Consider the following 24,498-nt stretch of genomic DNA (forward strand, 5'->3'; position numbering starts at 1 on the left):
TGACAAAAAGTTCCTGAGAATATAAAATTATTTGTCTTTCAGACAAAAACAAGGAAGAGTACTACATAGTGTAATTTTACACTAATAAATGTAATTTTCAAACTGTTTTTTATTTAAATACCGTAAAAAAACAGCCTGAGAATGTTCTCAGGCTGTTTTGTCAGGATATTTTTTATTCTTCCTCTTCTTCTGCATCTGCTTCTTTTTCGACAATGTCGGCAAAAAGGCCATACACATATTGTTCTGCATTAAATTCCTGAAGGTCATCCATTTTTTCACCTAAACCTACAAATTTCACCGGTATTTCCAGCTCATTTCTGATTGCCAGAACGATGCCGCCTTTTGCAGTACCATCCAGCTTTGTAAGAACAATCCCGGAAACATCCGTTGCTTCTTTGAAGGTCTTTGCCTGTATCATGGCATTTTGTCCAGTTGTAGCGTCAAGAACAAGCAATACTTCGTGAGGGGCACCAGGTACTTCTCTTTCAATTACGCGCTTGACCTTTTCCAATTCTTTCATTAGATTAACTTTGTTCTGAAGGCGCCCTGCTGTATCACATATTAAAATATCAGCCTTGCGGGACTTGGCAGACTGGACAGCATCATACATGACAGCTGCAGGGTCAGAGCCGGCTCCCTGCTTAATGACATCTACACCGACACGTTCACCCCATACCTCTAGCTGTTCAATTGCTCCCGCACGGAAAGTATCACCTGCCGCAAGCAGGACACTTTTTCCTTCACTCTTGAACTTATGGGCAAGTTTTCCGATTGTCGTAGTTTTTCCGACACCATTAACACCTACAAACAGGATTACTGTAAGTCCATCTTTTTGAATGTTTAATTCTGTAGAAGTTTCTCCTGCACTGTCATAAATATCTACAAGCTTCTCAGAAATAACTGCCTGAACCTCGCGCGGATCCTGAATATTCTTGCGCTTCACTTCTTTTCTCAGTTCATCAACCAGTTCCATGACAGTGTCAAAACCGACATCCGCTCCAATTAAGATTTCTTCCAGTTCCTCAAAAAATTCCTCATCTACTTTCCGGTATCTTGAAACAAGGTCATTTACCTTATTTGAAAAATTATCGCGGGTTTTGGTTAGTCCGTCTTTAAACTTTTCTGTAACACTATCTGTCTGTTTTGTGATTTTTTCTTTTAGTTTTTTAAAGAAACTCATGTTTTCACTTCCTTTTAATAGCTTTTTGCTGCATGCTGTTTGTTCCGAATGAGTCTCGCATCTTCCGCTTTAATCAATTCAGTAAAACAACTTATTCGGATCAGCTAAATTACAAAACTTCCTTTATGTATAGCAGCGGAACAGTGTTATAACCGTCCCGCCTTAAAGATCCTATTGAGTAATTAATTCCCTTGTTTCCTCCAGCCGCACAGAAACCAGTTTGGAGACACCGGATTCCTGCATGGTAACACCGTAAAGGACATCCGCTTCTTCCATTGTTCCTTTTCTGTGGGTGATCACAATAAATTGGGTTTCAGCACTGTATCTCTTTAAGTATTGGCTGAATCTTTGTACATTCGCTTCATCCAAAGCAGCCTCAACCTCATCAAGTATACAGAATGGAACAGGCCTTACTTTCAAAATGGAAAACAATAATGCAATTGCTGTAAGTGCTCTTTCTCCCCCGGATAATAATCCGAGGTTTTGCAATTTCTTTCCTGGAGGCTGCGCGACAATTTCCACACCTGTATTCAATAAATCATCAGGCTGGGTCAAGCGCAGATCTGCTCTGCCTCCGCCAAATAAAGATTGGAAAACCGACTCAAAATGAAAACGGATCCCTTCGAACGTTTCTTCAAATCGCCTTTTCATTTCAACATCCATTTCATCAATAACCTGGAATAGTGTATCTTTTGCTTCCTGAAGGTCTGTTTTTTGCTCAAGCAGGAATTCATAGCGTTCCGATACTCTTTCATACTCCTCGATTGCTCCAAGATTTACAGCTCCAAGTTCCTCAATAGACAGCTTTATGAGTTTTACACGCTTTCTGGCTTCGTCAACATCAATCTGAAGCTGGAATTCTTCTTTAGCCGCTTCAAAAGACAGCAGGTATTCTTCCCTTAAGTGATTCAGCCTATTCTCAAGCTCAACATCCAGCCGATTCTGCTTAACTTCCTCATCCTTTAAAACTTCTACAAGGCCTTTATGCTGGCGTTTCAATTCTTTCGCCTCAAGCTCCTGGTCCTCTAAAGAAGCTTGGAGCTTTAAACGCTCATTCCTTCTTGAAGAAATCAGTTCAAGCGTTTCATTCTTTTCCTTCAGTTTTTTCTGTGCTGCTTCTTCCAAATGTTGTTCACCTGAAGAGCTGTTTGTCATTTCGGATGAAAGGAGCTCTAAATCTTCTTTAACGGTTTTCTGCTTCTCTTGGGTCACAGCAAGCTCAGAATTTATAGCAGCAAGCTTGTCCTCAGCATGGTTCAGCTGCTCACTCTTGGAAGCGAAGCTGATTTTTAGCTCATTAATTTCAGATACAACAGTTTCCTTTGAAGTCTGCTGGGTGTTTTTTCTTTCTGTTAATGCTTTTATCTCATTATCAAGGCTGGCTATCTGCTTTTGCTGCTGATCTAATAAAGCTGCAAGCTCTCCCTTTCTTGCCAGCAGCCTTTCAATATCTTGAGAAAACTGTGCTTTATCCATATCATAAAGGGATAGGCGCTCATTAATGCTTTTTTCTTCGAACTCAGCTTCTAAGAGCTCTCCTTTTACCTTCTGTTCCTTCAGCCGAAGCTCTTCACCTGTTTTTTTAAGCTGTTCTATGTGTAATTCCTGTTTTTGAATTTCGCTTTTTTGCAGTTTTACTTGCTTTTCGAGATTTGCTGTTTTGGATTCCATATCCACAATTCTGGACTTAAGCTCTTCAAGTTCACCTTTACGGGAGAGAATTGAAGTACTTTTCTGTTTCACCGCTCCACCGGTCATGGAACCGCCGGGATTAACCACATCTCCGTCAATTGTTACGAGTCTCACACGGTATTGAAGAAGCTTCGCAAGTTCATTGGCACCTTTGAGATCCCGGGCAATAACCACATTGCCAAGCAAGTTCTCAATAGCATGCTGGTGTCTTCCATCAAATTGTATCAGTGAAGCTGCTTCACCGATAAAAGCAGGGTGCCCCTGAACCGTTTTCAATTGCCCGGTACCCAGCTTCTTCCCTTTCACTACACTTAACGGAAGGAAAGTGGCTCTGCCGTAAGAATTTTTTTTCAGGAATTGAATGGCATTTCTCCCATCCTGTTCATTTTGTACGATGATATGCTGCATAGCACCGCCAAGAGCTGTTTCAATCGCAATTTCATACTCTTTTGGCACCTGTATTAATTCAGCTACGGCTCCTTCAATTCCCTGCAGCTTGCCGCCTCTTGCTTTCAAGACTTCCTTTACACCTTGGAAAAAACCCGAAAAATCCTCTTCCATTTCATCAAGCATTTCCTGACGGGATTTTGCCTGCTGCAAATATTGATAAGCCTGATACAAGGTTTTTTCTTGTTTTTGGTAATTGGTCTTTAATGATTCAAGCTTGCGGCTTTCATTGCGGAAAACATGTACTTGATTTTCTATTTCCTTTTGCAAGTTTTCAAGATCTATTTGTATCTTTTGTTTTTTCTCTTCGTTTTTCTTGCGGTCAGCAATATATTTTTCATTATCCGTTTCAAGCCTTGAACTGCGCTGATCCTGCTGGTTCAGCTGCTGATTAATATTCTGCAATTCATTTCTTGAGGCTGCCTGGCTGTTCAGCACTTCAATATAATCACTTTTCAGCGACTCAATTTTCTCTTCTGTGTTTTCACTATATTGCTTTAGCTGCTCCTGCTTTTCCTTTAATGCTTTTTGAAGCCTGACTGCTTCTGACTTCACTTCTTTCTTAAGAGCAGAGTGCTTTTCTTCCTGCTCTTTTAACTCAGCAATCTTCATTGTAAGTTCTCTCATGTTTCTATGGAGCTGGTCTTTATTCTGGCTGGCATTTTTCTTCCGCTCTTTGAGAACTTCTTTTCTGCCTTCCAATTTTTCCAGCTCTTCACTTGCATAAAGGAGAACATCATGCAGATCATTTACTGATTCATCAATTGCAGCAATCTGATCCTTTAACTCTTCGACTTTCGCTTCCTTGTTCTGGATTACTGCCGAGAGCTTCATTTCATCTTCTGTATGCTGCTCGAGCTGGCGTGAAAGCTGCTCCCATTTTGAATGGAGCTCCTCTATCTCATAAACTGTGAGGGCAACCTCTATCTTCTCAAGTGCTTCCTTCTGCTGCAAATAGTCTTTTGCAATAGAGGCCTGTATTTTTAACGGCTCTACCTGAGTTTCCAGTTCATGAAGTATATCGTTTACCCTGTTTAAATTATCCTGGGTTTCGGAAAGCTTGCCTTCCGCCTTTTTCTTTCTTATCTTGTATTTAAGCACGCCAGCAGCTTCTTCAAATATTGTCCGGCGCTCTTCAGCTTTACTGTTTAGAATTTCTTCAACTCTGCCCTGGCTTATGATTGAGAAGGCTTCCCTGCCAAGGCCTGAATCCATAAATAAATCTACGATATCTTTAAGTCTGCATGTTTGCTTATTGATCAGGTATTCACTGTCACCTGACCGGTAGACTCTTCTTGTAACACTGACTTCGCTATATTCGATCGGCAGACCCTGATCGGCGTTATCAAGAGTAAGCGTCACCTCTGCAAAATTCTGCGCTCTCCGGGAATCGCTGCCTGCAAAAATGACATCCTCCATTTTTGCACCGCGAAGGGACTTAGCTGATTGTTCCCCCAAAACCCAGCGGATGGCATCAGTTATATTGCTTTTCCCGCTGCCATTCGGACCGACAACCGCTGTGACCCCAGGAACAAAATCAACCGTTATCCGCTCAGCAAACGACTTAAATCCAATTACATCAAGCCTTTTTAAAAACAACCTTGGTCCTCCTCTGTCACCTCATGTATCTGCTCTTTGATGTTTTACTTTATATGGTTTTTTAATACTTCAAGAGCCATTTGGGCCGCATGCTGTTCCGCTTCTTTCTTGGATCGGCCGGTGCCTGTCCCAAGTTCTCTGCCATTTAGAGAAACAGTGGAAACAAATTCCCGATTGTGGGCAGGCCCCTTTTCCTGAAGGATCTTATATTCAATTGCACCTGCACCATCCCGCTGCACAAGCTCCTGCAGCTGGCTTTTAAAATCCATCACATGCGAAAAAGCACCAGAATCAATCTTTGGAAAAACAACTTTTTCCAAAAAGCCAACAACTGTATCCAATCCTTTGTCCAGGTATAATGCACCAATAAAGGCCTCGAATACATCAGCAAGCAGAGCCGGTCGGGTTCTTCCTCCTGTCATTTCCTCACCTTTACCGAGGAGTACCAGTCTGCCAAATGACAATTCGTGGGCAAATGAGACCAGGGATGGTTCGCAGACAACTGCAGCCCTCAGCTTCGTTAACTCACCCTCGCTCATCATTGGATATTTGAGGTAAAGGAATTTTGAAACAGTCAGTTCGAGGACGGCATCACCCAAAAACTCCAGTCTTTCATTGTCTTCATAAGGCTTTCTCCGATGCTCATTCACATATGATGAATGGGTAAAAGCCTGCTTTAGTAATTTTTCATTTTCAAATTGAATTCCGATTTCCGTCTGGAATTCTTTAAATTGTTTTTCGATTGCGCGAAATGATTTTCTTTCTTTATCTTTATTGCTGCGCATAATGCATCCACCTTGCTAATATTAATATTCTTTAAGTTTTATTCTCGATTAAAAAGGCCCTTTTCTGAAAGATTGTTGTTCTGGTTTGTGAATTCTGTCCGTTGATTGCAGCGAAAGGCACGCAGCGAACCCGCGGGGAGGAATGCGAGCCTCCTCGGCTTCGCCTGCGGGGTCTCACACTTCCCTCTCCTCCCGCTGGAGTCAAGTGCCTTCCGCACCAATCAACTCAGCAAAGTAAACTAGGTTATGAAAAAGCAACAAACTTTACGAAAACAGCCATTAAAAATAACTAGACCTTGATTTACACTGTCCTAAGCAAGCCAATGGGCTGTTCGAGATCCTCCTTGAAAGAACAGGGTCCGGAAAAAAATAAACAATCATTTTCGAGGATCTCGCACCTTTCGCCCCAATCAACTCAATGAAAAAAATTCCAGCCCCAAAGTCATAAGGTTTAAGTAAATATACATTCAAAAATTTTAATTAATTGTTCTTCCCTAAGTTTACGTAATAAAGAGGAAAAACGCAAAAAAACTTCTATATAAAGCTATTTATGTTTCATATGGCACGGCCATTTTCACAGAAGAAAGCCCCGTTATCAAACGGAGCTTTTGAGAAACATATTTACTGTCCACAGTCACCTGGTGCAGACCGGAAGCTTAATTCTATGGTGCCTTTCAATGCTGCAGGTAACACCGGACAATAAACATCTGCTGATAAAAATTGCTGCAGTGAGGGGGATTCCCTCACTGCAGAGTGGTCCTACTAACGATTATTGGCTAGCTTTTATGTAATTTACAGCGTCACCGACTGTTGCGATTTTCTCAGCATCATCGTCAGAAATTTCCATGTCGAACTCATCTTCTAATTCCATTACTAATTCTACTACATCAAGGGAATCAGCACCTAGATCATCTTTGAAAGAAGCCTCTAATTTCACTTCAGACTCTTCAACACCAAGACGGTCCACGATGATCTTTGTTACACGTTCTAATACTTCTGCCATGCTTGTTCACCTCCCCTCAAGTATTATAGATTATTTTTAGTCTTTATTGAAAGGTTTTATAAAAAAATTTGCATTACAAGCCTGTTACAATTTTACATGACCATTCCGCCATCAACATGCAGGGTTTGGCCAGTCATATAACGGCTGTCCTCTGAAGCAAGAAACACTGCCACATTTGCAATATCTTCAGGTTCCCCGAAGCGTGCCAATGGAATTTGCTTCAGCATTTGCTCCCTTACATCCTCGTTCAGCTTATCCGTCATATCAGTTGTGATAAAGCCCGGTGCAATGGCATTGACTGTAATCCCTCTCGATGCAAGTTCCTTTGCTGAGGTTTTTGTCAGGCCGATTACCCCCGATTTGGCAGCGACATAGTTAGCCTGTCCAGGATTTCCGCTGACACCCACAATGGATGAAATATTGATAATGCGGCCGCTGCGCTGTTTCATCATCTGTCTGGTAACAGCTTTTGTACACAGGAAAACACCTTTCAGGTTAATGTTAATAACATCATCCCATTCGTCTTCCTTCATTCTCATAAGCAGATTGTCCTTTGTAATCCCTGCATTATTAACCAGAATATCCAGCTTCCCGAATTTTTCAACGGTTTCTTTCACCATGCCGGCAACAGAATCACTGTTCGACACATCACATTGAATAGCGAATGCATTTCGGCCTAATGCTTTAATTTCGTCAACAACTTCGTTTGCCCTTGCCTCACTTCCGGAGTAGTTAACCGCAATATCTGCACCTTGCCTGGCAAGACCCAAAGCGATTTCTCTTCCAATTCCTCGGGAAGCACCTGTTACTAAAGCGGCTTTTCCTTCTAGCTTCATCTCAATTCCTCCTTCAAGGATTCAGTAACTGCCTTGCATGATTCCGCATCTGAAACGGCATACGTTTTAAGGGAACGATCTACCTTTTTCACTAAGCCTGACAGTACTTTTCCTGGCCCAATTTCTATAAATGTATCTACTCCAAGCTTAATCATCCTGCGTATTGAATCCTCCCAGAGTACAGGAGAATACAGCTGTTCAATTAATCTGCCATTTATTTCTGAAGCGGAAGTCATATCAGATGCGGTTACATTGGCAATGACTGGAACCTTTGCATCTTTAATCTCAATTTCGTCAAGGATTCCCCTGAACTTCTCCGCAGCAGGCTTCATTAATTGGGAATGAAACGGGCCGCTTACCTCCAGTGGAAGCACACGCTTGGCACCTTCTTCTTTAGCCTTCACAGAAGCAAGTTCCACTCCTGCTTTTGAACCTGAAATGACAATTTGTCCAGGACAATTCAAATTTGCAAGCTGAACCGGATTTCCACCTGCAGAAACCTCTTCTGTAACTGCAGTAAGCTTGTCCCTGTCAAGGCCCAATACAGCAGCCATTGTTCCCTCGCCATTAGGAACTGCTTCTTCCATGAATTCCCCACGCTTACGCACAGCATACACTCCATCCTCAAAGGAAATAGCTTCCGCAGCTACCAGTGCTGTATACTCCCCAAGGCTATGACCCGCCACAAAATCAGGTGTTATTCCAGATCTTTTAAAATAATCGAGAATGGCAATGCCAGTAGTCAACAGTGCAGGCTGTGCATTTGTTGTCAAAGTCAATTGCTCCTGAGGCCCTTCAAAAATAAGGGACGATAATGAAAATCCAAGTTTTTGATCGGCTCTTTCGAAAAATGATTTTACTTTATCATCCTGTGCAGCTAAGGCTTTTCCCATCCCTGCGGCCTGGGATCCCTGCCCAGGGAATATAAATGCGATTTTACCCATCGTGCTTCCCCCCAAGTTTAAGTTGTTTATTTAAGAGCTGGTTTTTGGGCTTCTTTTTCAACTGCTTCCTTAATCGTATCAGCAACATTGTTTTCGACCATGTTCCTGGTCTGCCTCACTGCACTGAATAAAGCTGTTGCATCAGAAGAACCATGCGCTTTAATAACCGGCGCCTTTAATCCAAATAAACCTGCACCGCCGTATTCAGAATAATCCATTTGAGATTTCAGCTGGTATAAATCAGGCTTTAAGGCTGCTGCTGCCAATTTAGTTTTTAAGCTGCTGGTCAGAGCTGTTTTCAGCATTTTAAATACTGATAAAGCAGTACCTTCAATTGTCTTAAGCACCATATTGCCTGTAAAGCCATCCGTCACTACTACATCCGCAGCTCCTTCAAGCAAATCGCGCGCCTCTACATTTCCGATAAAATTGATATCTGCCTTCTTCAGCAGATCAAATGTATTTTTTGCCAGCTCATTGCCTTTTTTCTCTTCTGTTCCGATATTTAGAAGGCCTACTCTTGGGTTGGAAACTCCGCGGACCTTTTCGGTATATATAGAACCCATAATGGCATATTGAAGAAGATGCTCAGGTTTCGCGTCCACATTTGCCCCTACATCGAGCAAAAGGAATCCTTCTCCCCCAATTGTTGGAAGAGTCGGGGATAATGCCGGGCGTTCAATGCCCTCAATCCTTCCAACAACAAAAAGGCCTGCTGCCATAAGAGCACCCGTGTTTCCTGCCGAAATGCAGGCATCCGCCTTACCATCTGTTACAAGCTGCGCTGCAAGTACCATTGATGCCTTTTTCTTTCTGCGGACAGCTCTTACCGGCTCATCATCCGGCAAGATGACTTCTTCTGTATGTAAAATGTCAATCCGCTCATTTGAAGTAAGGTATTGGTTTATTTTTGACTGATCGCCTACAAGGGTAATATGTACATCTTTAAATTCTGCGGCAGCTTTCATTGCCCCAAGGACAATTTCCTTTGGGGCATTGTCGCCTCCCATTGCGTCTATGGCAATTTTCATGATGCTTCATCCTTTAGTGATTATTTTTTTCTGAACATGTCAAATTCGCCTTTAAATACTTGCTCGTTATTCACAAAGCTATTGACTTCAACTATCGTTCTTCCGCTGTCAATGTCAATTGTAAGGACCTTTGCTTTTGCAATGACACGCTCATTTAATCTCACTGGCCTGGTAAATTGAATATTGGCTTTTGCCGTTAATGCCAGCTCATCATTTATTACAGCAACTGCCAGTGAATTGGCCTGTGCAAAAAGGTGATGGCCCCTGGCAATTCCATTACGCTTAAAGACATGTTCATTTTTCACATCGAAAATGGATATTGCCGTTTTATCCAATTCTATATCTATTATTTCACCGATTATTTCTTCTATTGGTAAAGATCTCACTTCATCCTCAAAACTTTTTTCGGCAACATGCTTGATTCGCTCACGCAATTCGGGAATCGATAATTCCAGCCGATCGAGTCTGATTGTCTGGACGCTAACTGAAAATTTTTCTGCAAGTTCCTCGTCCGTGACAAAAGGATTTTCTTTTATTGTGTCCGTTAATAATGCTTGGCGTTCTTTTTTATTTCTTTTCATTAAAATCCCACCGTCCGAGATATTAAGACTAGGTACTAATAGTAGTATATAATCAAAAAAAGCAGATTGCAAGAAAGAACTTTTCTGCAATCTGCTCTCATCAAATTTTTTCTAGTCGAGTTTTTCCCCTTCCAGTACTCCTGTTTCCTTTAAATATTGCCGCAAAGGCAGATACTCATCTGCATGCCAGAATTCATTCGATTCCACTAGAGATGCTGCATCGTTTCTGGCGGTTTCGAGTGCGCGGTAATCATGGACCATGTCGGCGACTTTAAATTCCGGCAGCCCGCTTTGTTTTCTTCCGAAAAAGTCTCCAGGACCTCTCAGTTCAAGATCTTTCTCACTTAGAGCAAAACCATCATTTGTTTCTGTCATGATTTTCATGCGTTCTTTTCCAACTTCCGATTTAGGATCAGCCAGAAGTACACAATAGGATTGTTTATCTCCTCTACCTACTCTGCCCCTCAACTGATGCAGCTGGGCAAGCCCAAACCGCTCCGCATCATAGATCACCATCATCGTTGCATTCGGAACATTTACACCGACCTCAACCACCGTGGTGGAAACAAGAATCTGGCTTTCATTTCGGCTGAAGGCTTTCATAACATTTTCCTTTTCATCCGGATGAAGCCTGCCATGCATGAGACCGACATTATAACGGCCATGAAAATGATGCATCAATGTTGCATGGACATCTATTGCGTTTTGAACATCCAGTTTGTCTGACTCCTCAATAAGGGGACAGATCACATATACCTGCTGACCTGCTGAGAGTTCCTTTTCCATAAAACCAAGTACCCTGTCAAGCATTTCAGGTTTTGCCCAATAGGTTTCAATTGCTTTTCGTCCTGCCGGCATTTCATCTATTATGGATACATCCATTTCACCAAAGACTGTTATAGCCAATGTTCTTGGGATCGGCGTTGCAGTCATGAACAGAACATCAGGATTTTCACCTTTCTCCCTGAGTATACGCCGCTGCCCGACCCCGAATCTATGCTGCTCATCCGTAATGACAAGCCCCAGATTATTAAATTCCACTTCTTCCTGAATAAGTGCATGCGTGCCAATGAGAACATCAATTTCTCCATCCTTCAGGTGCTGGAGAATTTCTCTTCTGCGCTTTCCTTTTACAGAGCTTGTCAGGAGTTCACACCGCAGCCCAAACGGCACCAGCATCGTATTTAATGATTCCGCATGCTGTTCTGCCAGGATTTCAGTCGGGACCATTAAGGCTCCCTGAAAGCCTGCTGTCCTGCTGGCAAAAAGAGCAATCGCCGCAACTGCTGTTTTGCCGGAGCCAACATCCCCCTGTAATAGCCTGTTCATCCGGTATGGAGATTTCAGATCAGTCAGGATCTCATTAACTACCCTTTTTTGTGCTCCGGTTAAAGCAAATGGCAGTGAGTCAATAAACTCCATTAATCTTGAAAGATCATATGCCTGCGCAATCCCTTTTGAATGCTCTCTTTCAATCTTTCTTAGTGCCTGCATTTTTAATTGAAAATAGAAAAACTCCTCATAAACAAAACGCCGTCTGCCCTGCTTGAGTTCCTGATCATTTGCAGGAAAGTGAAGCGATCTTATAGCATCCTGCCTATTTAAAAGTCTATATTGCATTAGATATTTTTCAGGCAAAGTTTCCAATATTTCATTCCCATACTGTGAGAAAGCCAGTTTAATAAACCGCCTTATTCCTTTAACTGTGATATTCCCTTTTACTGCGTATACCGGCTCAAAATCCTTATTGTTAGAAGCATTTCCAATTTTCAGTTCACTGGCTGTAATGACCTGCCGATGCTGATCCCATTTTCCAGTAACTGTAACAGTTTCGTTTAATACTATTTTATTCTTCAAATAAGGCTGATTGAATAGGATCACTTGTATGAGATATCGTCCTACAAGCACTCGAACTGTCAGCCTGGAGCGTTTCCTGCCGTAATAAGCAAGTGAAGGTTCACTGTGGACCTTTCCTTCAACGGTTACTCTTTCATCATGCTTTATTTCTGCCAGGTCCTTGAGCCTGTAATCTTCATATCTATATGGTAAATATTCGAGCAAGTCTTTTACAGTGTGTATATTCATATCAGCGAGTAATTCAGCCGATTCCTCTCCGATGCCTTTTACAGCTGTAACAGACTGGATTAAATTTGGATTCACATTAATTGAACGGCTGCCAATTTTATTTTTCTTTCAGACAGTCCGCCACCCCTCCCTGTTCCGTTACTTTTTCTTACAGGCTTATGAAGCACCTGCTTTATAACTAGCACATTATGATTTGAATATGCAAGAAAGATACTTTAATGGCCAATAAAAATTTATGTTTTACAAGCATTAAAAATAGGCTGAAATGGATAAAAGCGAAGGCTGGGCCCCCGCTTTATTTATTGGTTATTCAATTGAGAAAATGAAAGAGTATAGTGGCTGTTTGCCATCGTGGATCTCGACTTCAATATCTTCATATTTATCTTCTATATAGCTGATAAGTGAGTCTACATCCTCTTCTGATGCATCTTCACCCTTTAAGACGGTAAGGATTTCAGAGTCAGCGTCGATCATTCCTTCCAGAAGATCTTTAGCAGCCTGGACTCTATCCTTGTTTTTCACAACAATTTTCCCGTCTGCAATACCCATGAAATCGTCTTTTTCAATCTCAAGGCCATCGATGCTTGTATCACGGACAGCAAATGTTATTTGGCCTGTTTTCACATGCTGAAGGGCATCTGTCATGCCTTCTTCGTTTTCTGCAAGTTCAGCACTTGGGTTAAAAGCAAGAAGTGCAGCCATTCCCTGAGGAACAGTTTTTGAAGGAACAACTACTGCCTCTTCTTCTGTCACTTCTGCAGCCTGCTGTGCAGCCATAATGATATTTTTATTATTTGGCAAAATGATTACTTTTTTTGCATTTACCTCTTTAATGGCTTTTACGATATCTTCCGTGCTCGGATTCATTGTCTGCCCGCCCTCAATGACCGCATGTGCGCCGATGCTTCGGAAAAGATCTGCGATGCCGCTGCCCATTGATACAGTCACAATACCGTACTCCTGTTTTTCTTTAGGCTTAGCTTGAGCTGCTAAAGGGGTAGGGACGTCTTCGACCAGGTTGGTGTGCTGCTGGCGCATATTTTCAATCTTCATATTGATTAAGCTGCCATAGCGCTGTCCGTATGTCAGGCAATCACCAGGCTGTTCAGAGTGGATATGTACTTTAACAAGCTGCTCATCAGCAATTACTAACAGGGAATCGCCATATTGACTTAAATCCTGGCGGAACCTGTCTTCTGAGAAAGGATTGGCAGCAAGCTTTTCATCTTCGAATTTAACCATAAATTCAGTGCAATAGCCAAACTCAATATCCTCGGTGTTCATAAAGCTATGAACATTTTTATGGTGTTCTGCACTTACCAGGTCATCCATCTTCGGAAGGGCTGCCGGTGTATCAGGAAGTTTTTCGCCTTTTAACTCGGCAAGAAATCCTTCATACACAAAAACAAGGCCCTGGCCGCCGCTGTCTACAACTCCAACTTCTTTTAAAACAGGAAGAAGATCAGGAGTGCGGTTTAGGGAAGCCTTGGCTTCCTTCAGAACTTCCTCCATAATCACGATGATATCATCTTCATGATCCGCAGCCTGGACCGCTTTCTTGGCGGAATCTTTAGCAACGGTAAGGATTGTTCCTTCAACCGGCTTCATTACAGCCTTATAGGCCGTTTCTACCCCAGCATTCAAGGCGTCGGCAAACTCTTTTCCATTGATGGTTGCTTTTTGTTCAATCGCTTTTGAAAAGCCCCGAAACAGCTGGGAGAGGATTACTCCCGAGTTTCCCCGTGCTCCCATCAGCAATCCTTTAGAAAGAGCAGAGCCTACCTTTCCAATATGTTCCTGGATATTAGCTTTTACTTCCTTTGCTCCGGAAGTCATTGACAAATTCATGTTGGTTCCTGTGTCTCCATCAGGAACAGGGAAAACATTTAAGGCATCCACTAATTTTGCATTAGCAGATAAATGGTTCGCTCCTTGTATGACCATTTCTGCAAAAAGCTTCCCATCTAAATCTTTTTTTGACACAAGTCTTTCCTCCTCACTACGGGTTCGTTACTCGAACTCCCTGAACGTAAATATTAACCGAGTCAGTGCTAAGCCCAACTGTTTTATCAAGGGTGTATTTCACTTTAGATTGCACATTATGGGCAACCTCGGAAATTTTCGTTCCGTAACTAACAATAATATACATATCAATATGTACTTCATCTTCTTCCTGACGCACAATTACACCACGGGTAAAATTTTCTTTTCGCAGGATATCTGTAAGGCCATCCTTAATTTGATTTTTAGAGGCCATTCCTACGATGCCGTAGCAGTCCACTGCTGCACCACCCGCTATTGTTGCAATTACATCATTAGAGATATCAATTTGCCCGAAATTTGTTTTTAATTCAATGGACATGGTTCGTTCCCCCTTTAGAAATTGCTTTACATAAAAGTTTCTTCAAGCACTCCCGCCTAACGATAGTGCTGGCCTGAATTGAACCCTCCCGAGGCTTAGCCTGCCGGCAAGATACCATTCTCTTTCTAGCCGGGCAGCGGTCTTTCTAACTCCAAGCTTAAAGCATACCTTATAATATTCTACTATATGAGCTTTGATATTGAAAGTCATACTTCTTTATCCCTATTATAGCTCATGCTCCAGCCCCCTATGTCAAGGAAATTTTCTTGAAAGCAAACTATTGCAATCAGAAGGGTTGTATGATAAATTATTAAAGTATCTTTTAATGCCGAAACCCGCAAAGGGATTCCGCATTAATTCAGATGGATGAATCTGACTATTGCAAATGAAAGCATTGAAAAATAGTTTCAGCTTATGCTTTTAGTAAGGAGGGAAACATACATGCCACGCAAATGTGTAGTAACTGGTAAAAAAACAACTTCAGGTAACGCACGTTCTCACGCAATGAACGCTAACAAGCGCACTTGGGGTGCTAACCTTCAGAAGGTACGTATTCTTGTAGACGGTAAACCTAAACGTGTTTGGGTTTCTGCAAGAGCACTTAAATCAGGTAAAGTTGAGCGCGTCTAACATGCTCAGGGACATCCCTTTTGGATGTCCTTTTTTATTTTCCTTCTATGACCCCTTAACATTCTCTCCCATTAAGGCAAAAAATAAAAGCACCCCAATGAGGTGCCAAGTTTAGATGCTATTTTCTTTTTAATTTATGGGTGTCTACCCTTTTTTGAAGGTCCCTAACATGGCACGCACAATGCCTCCTAGAAATTTAGGAAGTTTGATTGTATAAAATCTCATTACTCGTGTCCCTCCTCACGATCTTACGCATCCATTCTGTCCTTAAATGGTCTTTACCATCTTATTCAAATAATGAAAGATGAGTACTCATGATTACAAAAAATGATCAGAAAGCAATTCATGCTAAGACATTTATCCAGCTTCCTGCATCCTGCTGGGCAGCATCTGCCCGGCATTTAATCCTTGCTTCTTACAACCATTAATATGCCTTCAGTAAAAGAAAAAGTACCACAATCATCAATAAGTTCATTGCTGATACAAAGAGTAGAACCGGCAAATACGGTGCGATCTGTCAGCGGATACTTGAAATTTCTTAGGGTGAGGCCTTTAATTTCCATTGTGATCGGAACAAAAGAAATGTATTTAAATTCTGAATATTTCTTTATGCTGTACTGCCCCGGAGTCTTAATATAAACCATATTCGTTTTGTCAATAATTTCAACAGGAACTAAGAATTCCGCAAGTGCGGGCTTTATTAGCAGCTGAATATTTGCAAACAAGTGGTCCAGCCTGCCGCCAGTTGCACCAAGTAAACGGACTTTTTCAGGTTTTTGGCCGAGTGCCCAATTCAGGGCAAGCTCCATGTCCGTTTCGTCCTTCTCCGGCTTGAACCTGTTCAGCTCTTTTACATTTTCTTCAATGATAAGAAGCTCGTCTGTTGACACCGAATCAAAATCACCAAATGCCTTTTGCGGCTGAATCCCTCTTTGAATTAGAGTAAGTACCCCTCTGTCTACCCCGACCCAAATAACAGCAGTATCATTTAACGAACTCAGATCAGGCAGCAGGTCATCAGGGCCGCCGGCTAAAATATTGATAATCATTATACATTGCTCCATTCATTTTATGTATCTTAAATGACAAAAAGCCAGCTGTATTCCAGCTGGCTTTTATTAATGCGAACCCTTTAAAGCAGCAATCGCCGCAGCTCTGTCTTTTTGATTATAAATTGCTGACCCAGCAACCAGCACGTTCGCTCCAGCTTCAATACACAATTGGGCTGTTTCTTCATTAACTCCGCCGTCCACTTCAATTTCGATGTTTAGACCTTTTGAGTCAGCCAATTCCTTAACGGCTGAAATCTTCGGAAGAACAGCTGGAATGAATTTTTGCCCTCCAAAACCGGGATTAACAGTCATAAGCAATACCATATCAATATCTTCGATAACATGCTCTAACATATTAACTGGTGTAGCTGGATTTAGAACCACTCCTGCCTTGACACCTAAGGATTTAATAAAATGAACCGTTCTGTGAAGGTGCTTGCATGCTTCTGCATGAACAGTGATGTAATCTGCCCCCGCATTAGCAAATGCTTCAATATAGCTATCCGGATCTTCTATCATCAAATGAACGTCAAGGGGCAGCTTGGTAACAGGACGGATGGCATCAACTATTAATGGACCGATTGTGATATTCGGCACAAAATGGCCGTCCATTACATCCACATGAATATAATCGGCGCCGCCGCGTTCAACATCTTTAATCTCTTCTCCCAATTTAGAAAAGTCTGCCGATAAAATAGAAGGTGCTATTTTTATCATAAATTAATACCTCGGCTTTCTATCTTTGATTTCCTGCAGAAAGGTTTTATAATGTTCATACCTGTAGGCTGGTATTTCACCTTTTTCACAGTCGGCCTTTACAGCACATTTAGGCTCAGCCATGTGCAGGCATCCTCTAAATTTGCAAAGTTCGCTTTTTTCCTGTATTTCCGGAAAGCAATAATTGAGATCCTCCAGTTCAATATCTGTGAATTCAAGTGAGCTGAAACCCGGTGTATCAGCAACAAGCCCTTTTCCAACCTCGATCAGCTCTACATGTCTGGTCGTATGCTTCCCCCGGCCCAAATGTGAAGAAATATCATTTGTTTTCAGCTCCAGGTCCGGTCTTAAAACATTTAACAAAGAAGATTTCCCTACCCCTGACTGTCCGGCAAAAACAGATATCTCACCTTCCAGATAGGGCATAAGATCTTTAACGCCTTCTTCTGTTTCAGAGGAGGTCAGCAAGACATCATAGCCTGCTTTGCGGTAATCCGCTGCATATTGCTGAATTTCCCTATACTCATCCTCGTCCGCCAGGTCAATTTTAGTAATGCAGATGAGCGGCTTAATATGATTAAATTCAACCAGAACCAGGAAACGATCTAAAAGAGAAGTGCTAAAGCCCGGTTCAACAGCTGAGAATACTAGAATGGCCTGATCAACATTGGCAATCGGCGGACGAATCAGCTCATTTTTCCGTTCCTTTACTTCTAAGATGTATCCTTCTGTATTACTTTCAGCCTGAAATACAACTTCATCACCGACAAGCGGTGTAACTTTATTTTTCCTAAAAACTCCGCGTCCGCGGCACTGAATGACTTCATTGCCGCTTAATACATAATAAAACCCGGCTAAGGCTTTAATGATTTTGCCCTCAGGCATAGCAACACTCCTTGCTTATGATTCTTCATCCGGATAAGGTATTTCCTTTTCCTCAAAAACCTGGCCATCCCGCAGAACCTTATAGGAGGCATTCTGTCCAGGGGCTATTGTCAGATCGATTGGTATTACCACATCTTCATATATCAGCTCTGTATGCATGGGTTCAGAACCTGTATTATTCATATCTTTAATGATAATCTGAACTTCGTTTGGCTCACCTTCGGAGGCAGGCTCATATGGAACACTGATCTCAATATTTTCAGTCTTAGGAAGGAGCTCTTTTTTTCCCTTCGAAAGAACCACTGTCACCTTCTGTCCCCTCGTCAGATTAGTTCCTGGAGCCGGATCCTGTTTGATAACAAGCCCTTCAGGGACTTCCTCATGATACTCTTCTTCCCCATAATCAACTTTCAATCCGGAAGATTCTTCGTACTCCTGCAGACCTTTTTCGTTATAGCCGCGTAAATCTTTTAATGCAATCGGCGCTGGGCCTTTGCTGACAGTGAAAATCAATTCCGTATCCTCCGGAACGACGAGATCACCTTCTGATAGGTTTTGATCCAAGATGGTCCCGGCCGGCTCACTATCATTAGTTTCTTCGTTTTTTTCAATACTTTTAAAATTTTTGCTTTCAAGAAGGCGGACAACATCATCAAATTGCCTTCCCTGGTAATCTGCTAATTCAAATTTTTCCTTGCCTGAGCTTTCATAGATATCAATGGCAGTTCCCTCTTTGACAGTCCTGCCTGCTTTTGGATCTGTTTTAACAACCAGGCCTTCTTCAACATCAGGGTCACTGATCGGCTTTGTATCCCTAACCGTAAATCCTGCGGCAATTAGCTCTGCCACTGCATCTTCCACCTCTTTGCCGGACACATCCGGAACCTGAACATCCTTTGGCTCCAAAAGATCAGGGAAAACGGTTATAGCCAGGATTGCTGTCACAATCAAAAACATAAAGACTGATACAAGTATGATTGGCCATTTCTTTTTCTTTTTTTTCTTCTTTTTCTCCTTCTTATTCTTTTCAGGGAGAGGTTTTGCTGCAGGCTGCGTGTCACCCTTTGGATCCTTTGCATGCACAAGGGTTTCGTCCATACTCTGAAATGAGCCGTCATCTGTAATAACAGGGATAGCTTTGGTTGCATCATCGTCAATCGGCACTATAAATTTCTTTTCATGCAGCCTTTCGGGCTCTAGAGCTGTTCTGATATCTTCTTCCATTTCTTCAACAGAATCATACCTGTGAAAAGGATCTTTGGCGGTTGCTTTTAAAACGATATTTTCAACACTTTGCGGAATGGAGGGATTCCATCTCTTAAGCGAAGGCGTCTCCGACTGCAGATGTTTAAGTGCTATTGATACAGCAGATTCACCTGAGAAAGGAAGTCTGCCTGTCAGCAGCTCAAACATAACAATGCCAAGGGAATAGATATCAGACTTTCTATTGGCCATTCCCCCTCTTGCCTGTTCAGGAGAAAGATAATGAACAGAGCCTAACACCGAATTGGTCTGGGTTATGCTGGTTGCACTTAAAGCCATTGCAATTCCAAAGTCAGTAATCTTAACATTACCATGCCTGTCTATCAAAATATTATGCGGTTTAATATCCCTATGGATGATATGGTTCTGATGTGCATGAGAGATGGCTGAGGTCAGCTGTTTCAAAATTTCCAAAGCATCATCTATGGGAATAGGGCTGTTTTGCTGTATGTATTGCTTTAACGTTTGTCCATCTACATATTCCATCACAATATAATAGATTGTATCCTCCTCGCCAACATCATAGATATTGACGATATTCGGGTGGGCTAGGCTGGTAGCAGACTGGGCTTCACGATGAAAACGGCGGATAAATTCTTCATCTTCGGCAAAGTCCATCCGAAGCACTTTCACGGCTACATCACGATCAAGAATCATATCATGGGCCAGATAGACATTTGCCATGCCTCCTCCGCCAATCATTTCAATAATCTTATAGCGGCCGCTTAATCTTTTTCCCTTAATCATCATTTATCATCCCGCTCTCATTGCTTTCATAATACTCAGCAATCACGAGCGTAATATTATCTTCTCCGCCATTATCATTGGCTTTTTCTATCAGCACTGAGGCTTTTTCTTCCAGTGTACCTCCGCTATTGAGAATTTCACTCATATCAGGCACAGCCACCTTGTTAGATAATCCGTCAGAGCATAATAATAATAAGTCGCCTTCTTCGAATGTAATGGTTTTAATATCCATCTCAACAGCTGCTTCAGTTCCCAATGCTCTCAGCAGAACGTTTTTTCTTGGGTGATGCTCGGCATCTTCCTTTGTAATCTGCCCTGACCTTACAAGTTCATTCACCAGGGAATGATCTTCCGTCAGCTGCTGAAAACCTGATTCATTTAAAATATAACATCTGCTGTCTCCGATATTTGCAATAGTCGCAAAACGGTCGGTACAAATCGCAGCAACAACAGTAGTCCCCATACCCTCGCACTGTTCATTCACTTTCGAATGTTCATACAGAATGGTGTTGACCTCTGCAATATGCTTCTGCAGCCACCCTTCAGCCTCATCGGCCGTCTGAAAGTAATCTGTTTGATCCCAGAATCCTTTTAAACTCGTTAAAGTCATTTCGCTTGCCACATCACCAGCACGGTGGCCGCCCATGCCATCTGCTACGATGGCAAGGCGCTGTCCCCCGCTGTTAATATAGATGCCGCCATTATCTTCATTATGCTGCCTGACTTTGCCTCTATCTGTCATAAAAACAGCTTTCATTCTGTCACCTCGTCTCCTCTTTTCGCTCCTTTGCACGAAGTTGTCCGCATGCTGCATCTATATCATGACCGTGCTCCCTGCGAATGGTTACATTAATGCCGTGATTCTTGAGTGTCTTTTCAAATGCAAAAATCTGATCCTTGGGTGTTCTTACATAATCCCGCTCCGGCACATAGTTTACTGGAATCAGGTTAACATGGCACTTAACATTTTTTATTAACTTAGCAAGCTCTTCTGCATGTTCCACCTGATCATTTACCCCTCCAAATAAGCCATATTCGAAGCTTACACGCCTGCCTGTCTTATTAATATAATACCTGATTGAATCCATAAGGTCCGGCAGCTTATATGCTCTATTTATTGGCATAAGGCGGCTTCTGATTTCGGTGTTTGGAGCATGTAAGGAAATCGCGAAATTAATCTGCATATTTTCATCTGCAAATTTATAGATTTTTGGAATGATTCCGCTTGTCGATACAGTGATATGGCGTGCGCCGATGTTCAGTCCTTTATCATGGTTGATAATTTTAAGGAATGAGAGCATGCTGTCATAATTATCAAATGGCTCACCAATTCCCATAATAACAACTGAACTGACCCGTTCATCTGTCTCATCAAGTGCCTGTTGTACTTTTACGACTTGAGCAACAATTTCTCCTGCTTCAAGATTACGTTTTAAACCGCCTAATGTGGAAGCACAGAATGTGCATCCGATCCGGCAGCCCACCTGAGTGGTAACACATACTGAATTCCCGTAGTCATGTCTCATCAGTACAGTTTCAATCGAATAGCCGTCATGAAGTTCAAATAAAAACTTAATCGTCCCATCAGCTGACTCCTGCTGGATGATCGTTTTAAGGGTTGTCAGCGAAAAATTTGCTGATAAGGTATCCCGCAGCCCTTTTGACAGATTTGTCATATCCTCAAATGATGTGACTCTCTTTGTATAAAGCCAATCAAATATTTGCTCAGCCCTGAAGGCTTTCTCATTATTTTCTTTAAGCCATTCCTTCAGCTCATGGAGCTGTAAAGTATAAATGGATGTTTTTTGTTCTGCTGTCATTTTCTCTGCTGTATTTTGTTCCATTTATTGCACCTTCTTTCTCAGACAGGCAATATAAAACCCGTCCGAACCAATATCCTGCGGTAAAATCTGCATTTCAAATCCATTTATTAATGGAGTAATCGCATTAGGCATCCGCTCCTGAACAGATGGATCTCCCTCAAATTCCGCATTGTCCTTTAAAAACGCGTGAACAACATGCTGATTTTCTTCTTTGTCCACTGTACACGTACTATATACAAGAATACCACCTTTTTTCACTAAAGGTGAAACGGCATCCAATAGATCTCTCTGAATCTTATGGAGATGATATAAATCTTCTTCTTTTTTCGTGTATTTCATATCAGGCTTTCTTCTCATGACTCCAAGTCCTGAACAAGGAGCATCCACTAAAATACGGTCAAAAGATTCTTTTTCATAATGCTCCTGGACTTTTCTGCTGTCAAGGGCATTTGTCCTAATATTTGAAAGTCCCAGCCTATCAGCATTATCATTGATCAGCCTTACCTTATGCTCGTGAAGGTCCAGTGATATAACCTGTCCGGTATTTTGCAGTTTTTCTGCTATATGTGTGGTTTTTCCTCCTGGTGCTGCACATGTATCCAGGATTCTTTCATCTTGATTTCCTCCAAGGGCATAAGCAGCAAGCATGGAGCTTTCATCCTGAATGGTAATCAGCCCATCTTTGAATACACGGGAATTGGCCAGGTTGCCTCTTAAACATTTTATGGCAACTGGTATAAATGGGCTTGGTTCGACTTTATAACCTTCTTCCTCCAGAAGTGACAGGCACTCCTCCCTGGAAGTCTTTACCTCATTTACCCTTGCCGTCTGCAGAGGGGCTGTTAAGTTTATTTCACACATTTTCTTTGCTTCTTCAAATCCAAGCTGATCGACCCATCTTTTAACTAGCCATTCGGGATGACTCGTTTCAATTGAGAGACGCTCCACACTGTCTTCAATTTGTTCGAGATCCGGAAGCCCCTTCCTCTGAATATTTCTTAACACACCGTTGACCATGCCGGAAATTCCTTTATGCCCTCTTCGTTTTGCTATTTCTACTGCTTCAAAAATGGCTGCGCGGTCAGGAATTTTGTCCAGATAAACCATCTGATACAGAGTTAGCCTTAAGAGCTGATTGACCCAGCTTTCGACTTTTTTATTGCCTGCCAAAAAGGGCTTCAGGTAAAAATCGAGTGTCATCCGGCGCTGGAGAGTACCATATGTCAGTTCGGTAAGAAGCCCAATGTCCTTCTGTTCTATTTCATTCTTTTTGATAGCGTTATTCAATAAAAGATTGCTGTAAGACTGGTTTTTTTCAATGGCCTCGAGAAGCTCTAATGCAGTTTCTCTTACATTTTTCGTCTTTAGTTTTTTCATTCGGTGTCTCCAAAACGGCTGCCGTCTGTAAGATTGGACCCTGCACCTCTTAAAAATTGTTCTGCTGGCATCTTTTTCTTACCTGATGGCTGTAGTTCAGTAATTTTAACCGCTGTTTCATTCCCTGCTGCCACAACGATTCCGTCTTCTTCAAGCCTGATGATTGTTCCCGGGTCATGGTTTTCAGCATGTCTGATCTTCTTTGAATTCCAGATTTTAATTACTTTGCCTTCAAATGTTGTATAAGCAACCGGCCATGGGTTTAACCCTCTTATGTGGTTATAAATTTCTTCGCCGGTATTGCTCCAGTCGATTTTTTCCTGTTCTCTTTTGATGTTATATGCAAAAGTAGCTTCTTCTTCATTTTGCCTGATGGGATTCAATTCACCATTCAGAAGCTTTGGCAGGGTATCTGATAAAAGTTTGGATCCCGCCTCGCTGAGTTTATCGTGAAGAGTGCCGACTGTATCTGTTTCTGTAATCGGCACCTCAACTTGTGTTAAAATATCCCCGGCATCCAGCTTTTCGGCCATATACATAATCGTGATTCCAGTTTTTTCTTTCCCCTGAAGAATGGCGTAATGAATAGGTGCACCGCCCCGCAATTCCGGAAGCAATGATGCATGTACATTTATACAGCCAAACTTAGGCGCTTCCAAGAGATCTTTCGGCAAAATTTGTCCAAACGCAGCTGTGACGATCAGGTCAGGCTTAAGAGCCAGAACTTTCTCCAGCTCTTCCGGCTGGCGGATTTTTTCGGGCTGATATACAGGGATCCCCTGTTTTTCAGCTTCAACTTTTACAGGCGGGGGAGTAAGGACCTTTCTTCTTCCAACTGGTCTGTCAGGCTGTGTAACCACCCCGATTACTTCATATCCGTCCTCTATTACTTGCTTTAATACCGGCACTGAAAAATCCGGTGTGCCCATAAAAACTATTTTTGTCATTCAGCTTCCAATCCTTCCAACTCTTCTTCGGTCAAGTATCTTGATACTTTTGAGGTAAATAGTACTCCATGCAAATGATCAATTTCATGTAGAATCGCTCTTGCCAGGAAACCTTCAGCCTCAAGGGTATAATATTTCCCTTTTCGGTCCTGTGCCTTTATTTTGACATAGATTGGCCTTGCTACTTCACCATACAATCCCGGAAAACTCAAGCACCCCTCAGGGCCTGTCTGCTCGCCATCTATTTCAAGGATTACCGGATTGATCATTTCAATTGTTCCAAACTCATCATCTATATCAACAATGGCAATTTGCTGCTTTTGCCCAATTTGCGGAGCAGCGAGACCGACACCATCGAATTCAAGCATCGTATCATACATATCATTTAATAATTTGCCAAGCTTCTTATCAAACACTTTAACTGGTTCGCACTCAGCCTCCAGAATTTCAGCCGGATAAGTAACAATTTTTTTTACCGCCAAAACATTTCCTCCATTTTTATCTATTTTCAA

The 24,498-nt window shown here is 42.0% G+C and carries 22 protein-coding genes; 1 reads left to right on the top strand and 21 read right to left on the bottom strand.

Going from position 1 to position 24,498, the window contains the following annotated elements; all coding sequences use genetic code 11:
• Window positions 1-172: 172 nt before the first annotated feature.
• The 11 genes from ftsY to NSQ49_RS03745 form a co-directional block, all read right to left on the bottom strand.
• Window positions 173-1,180: a signal recognition particle-docking protein FtsY gene (ftsY, locus tag NSQ49_RS03695; protein ID WP_159862632.1), complete on the bottom strand. Its 1,008-nt coding sequence runs from the start codon at window positions 1,178-1,180 to the stop codon at window positions 173-175.
• A 171-nt stretch (window positions 1,181-1,351) separates the two neighbouring features.
• Window positions 1,352-4,918 (bottom strand): chromosome segregation protein SMC, encoded by a 3,567-nt coding sequence (smc, locus tag NSQ49_RS03700; RefSeq protein WP_251282817.1) that lies wholly within the window; start codon window positions 4,916-4,918, stop codon window positions 1,352-1,354.
• Window positions 4,919-4,962: 44 nt separating this feature from the next.
• Entirely contained in the window at window positions 4,963-5,703 is a 741-nt protein-coding gene (gene rnc / locus NSQ49_RS03705) for a ribonuclease III (protein WP_159862630.1), read from the bottom strand.
• Between the two features lie 769 nt (window positions 5,704-6,472).
• Window positions 6,473-6,706 (bottom strand): acyl carrier protein, encoded by a 234-nt coding sequence (locus NSQ49_RS03710; protein ID WP_009330799.1) that lies wholly within the window; start codon window positions 6,704-6,706, stop codon window positions 6,473-6,475.
• Window positions 6,707-6,798: 92 nt separating this feature from the next.
• Entirely contained in the window at window positions 6,799-7,542 is a 744-nt protein-coding gene (fabG, locus tag NSQ49_RS03715; protein WP_159862629.1) for a 3-oxoacyl-[acyl-carrier-protein] reductase, read from the bottom strand.
• On the bottom strand, window positions 7,539-8,486 hold the full coding sequence (fabD, locus tag NSQ49_RS03720) for an ACP S-malonyltransferase (RefSeq protein ID WP_251282816.1): 948 nt from the start codon (window positions 8,484-8,486) through the stop codon (window positions 7,539-7,541). The genes fabG and fabD overlap by 4 nt, the downstream gene beginning before the upstream one ends.
• 26 nt (window positions 8,487-8,512) lie before the next feature.
• Window positions 8,513-9,517: a phosphate acyltransferase PlsX gene (plsX, locus tag NSQ49_RS03725; RefSeq protein WP_159862627.1), complete on the bottom strand. Its 1,005-nt coding sequence runs from the start codon at window positions 9,515-9,517 to the stop codon at window positions 8,513-8,515.
• Window positions 9,518-9,537: 20 nt separating this feature from the next.
• Window positions 9,538-10,098: a transcription factor FapR gene (gene fapR / locus NSQ49_RS03730; RefSeq protein ID WP_159862626.1), complete on the bottom strand. Its 561-nt coding sequence runs from the start codon at window positions 10,096-10,098 to the stop codon at window positions 9,538-9,540.
• Between the two features lie 111 nt (window positions 10,099-10,209).
• The gene (gene recG, locus NSQ49_RS03735) at window positions 10,210-12,258 is read right to left on the bottom strand and encodes an ATP-dependent DNA helicase RecG (RefSeq protein ID WP_251282815.1); all 2,049 of its coding nucleotides are present in this window, start codon (window positions 12,256-12,258) and stop codon (window positions 10,210-10,212) included.
• Window positions 12,259-12,489: 231 nt separating this feature from the next.
• The gene (locus NSQ49_RS03740) at window positions 12,490-14,166 is read right to left on the bottom strand and encodes a DAK2 domain-containing protein (RefSeq protein ID WP_159862624.1); all 1,677 of its coding nucleotides are present in this window, start codon (window positions 14,164-14,166) and stop codon (window positions 12,490-12,492) included.
• A gap of 16 nt (window positions 14,167-14,182) precedes the next feature.
• A complete protein-coding gene (locus tag NSQ49_RS03745) occupies window positions 14,183-14,545 on the bottom strand; it encodes an Asp23/Gls24 family envelope stress response protein (protein WP_009330806.1) in 363 nt (120 codons plus the stop codon).
• A gap of 441 nt (window positions 14,546-14,986) precedes the next feature.
• On the opposite strand from NSQ49_RS03745, the gene rpmB reads away from it, so the two are divergent.
• Window positions 14,987-15,175 carry a 50S ribosomal protein L28 gene (rpmB, locus tag NSQ49_RS03750; protein ID WP_019381740.1) on the top strand — a complete coding sequence of 63 codons (189 nt, stop codon included), beginning with the start codon at window positions 14,987-14,989 and terminating at the stop codon, window positions 15,173-15,175.
• Window positions 15,176-15,319: 144 nt separating this feature from the next.
• Here rpmB and spoVM read toward each other — a convergent pair whose 3' ends face one another.
• The 10 genes from spoVM to def all read right to left on the bottom strand — a co-directional run bounded on the left by spoVM (window position 15,320) and on the right by def (window position 24,468).
• Complete coding sequence (gene spoVM, locus NSQ49_RS03755) at window positions 15,320-15,400, bottom strand: stage V sporulation protein SpoVM (RefSeq protein ID WP_019381739.1); 81 nt, start codon at window positions 15,398-15,400, stop codon at window positions 15,320-15,322.
• Window positions 15,401-15,576: 176 nt separating this feature from the next.
• Complete coding sequence (locus tag NSQ49_RS03760) at window positions 15,577-16,224, bottom strand: thiamine diphosphokinase (RefSeq protein ID WP_159862623.1); 648 nt, start codon at window positions 16,222-16,224, stop codon at window positions 15,577-15,579.
• Between the two features lie 69 nt (window positions 16,225-16,293).
• Window positions 16,294-16,944 carry a ribulose-phosphate 3-epimerase gene (gene rpe / locus NSQ49_RS03765; RefSeq protein WP_251282814.1) on the bottom strand — a complete coding sequence of 217 codons (651 nt, stop codon included), beginning with the start codon at window positions 16,942-16,944 and terminating at the stop codon, window positions 16,294-16,296.
• A 3-nt stretch (window positions 16,945-16,947) separates the two neighbouring features.
• Entirely contained in the window at window positions 16,948-17,829 is an 882-nt protein-coding gene (rsgA, locus tag NSQ49_RS03770; protein ID WP_159862621.1) for a ribosome small subunit-dependent GTPase A, read from the bottom strand.
• Between the two features lie 15 nt (window positions 17,830-17,844).
• The gene (gene pknB, locus NSQ49_RS03775) at window positions 17,845-19,839 is read right to left on the bottom strand and encodes a Stk1 family PASTA domain-containing Ser/Thr kinase (RefSeq protein ID WP_159862753.1); all 1,995 of its coding nucleotides are present in this window, start codon (window positions 19,837-19,839) and stop codon (window positions 17,845-17,847) included.
• The gene (locus NSQ49_RS03780) at window positions 19,832-20,596 is read right to left on the bottom strand and encodes a Stp1/IreP family PP2C-type Ser/Thr phosphatase (protein WP_159862620.1); all 765 of its coding nucleotides are present in this window, start codon (window positions 20,594-20,596) and stop codon (window positions 19,832-19,834) included. The genes pknB and NSQ49_RS03780 overlap by 8 nt, the downstream gene beginning before the upstream one ends.
• A gap of 4 nt (window positions 20,597-20,600) precedes the next feature.
• Window positions 20,601-21,683, bottom strand: a complete 1,083-nt coding sequence (gene rlmN / locus NSQ49_RS03785) for a 23S rRNA (adenine(2503)-C(2))-methyltransferase RlmN (protein ID WP_159862619.1) — start codon at window positions 21,681-21,683, stop codon at window positions 20,601-20,603.
• Window positions 21,684-23,039, bottom strand: coding sequence for a 16S rRNA (cytosine(967)-C(5))-methyltransferase RsmB (gene rsmB, locus NSQ49_RS03790; RefSeq protein WP_159862618.1), 1,356 nt, complete (start codon window positions 23,037-23,039; stop codon window positions 21,684-21,686). It lies immediately after the preceding gene.
• The gene (gene fmt, locus NSQ49_RS03795; RefSeq protein ID WP_159862617.1) at window positions 23,036-23,986 is read right to left on the bottom strand and encodes a methionyl-tRNA formyltransferase; all 951 of its coding nucleotides are present in this window, start codon (window positions 23,984-23,986) and stop codon (window positions 23,036-23,038) included. Before fmt ends, rsmB begins: the two co-directional genes overlap by 4 nt.
• Window positions 23,983-24,468 carry a peptide deformylase gene (gene def / locus NSQ49_RS03800; protein WP_159862616.1) on the bottom strand — a complete coding sequence of 162 codons (486 nt, stop codon included), beginning with the start codon at window positions 24,466-24,468 and terminating at the stop codon, window positions 23,983-23,985. Before def ends, fmt begins: the two co-directional genes overlap by 4 nt.
• Between the last annotated feature and the right edge of the window lie 30 nt (window positions 24,469-24,498).

The sequence above is a fragment of the Cytobacillus sp. FSL R5-0377 genome, assembly GCF_038004385.1.
GTDB lineage: Bacteria > Bacillota > Bacilli > Bacillales > Cytobacillaceae > Cytobacillus.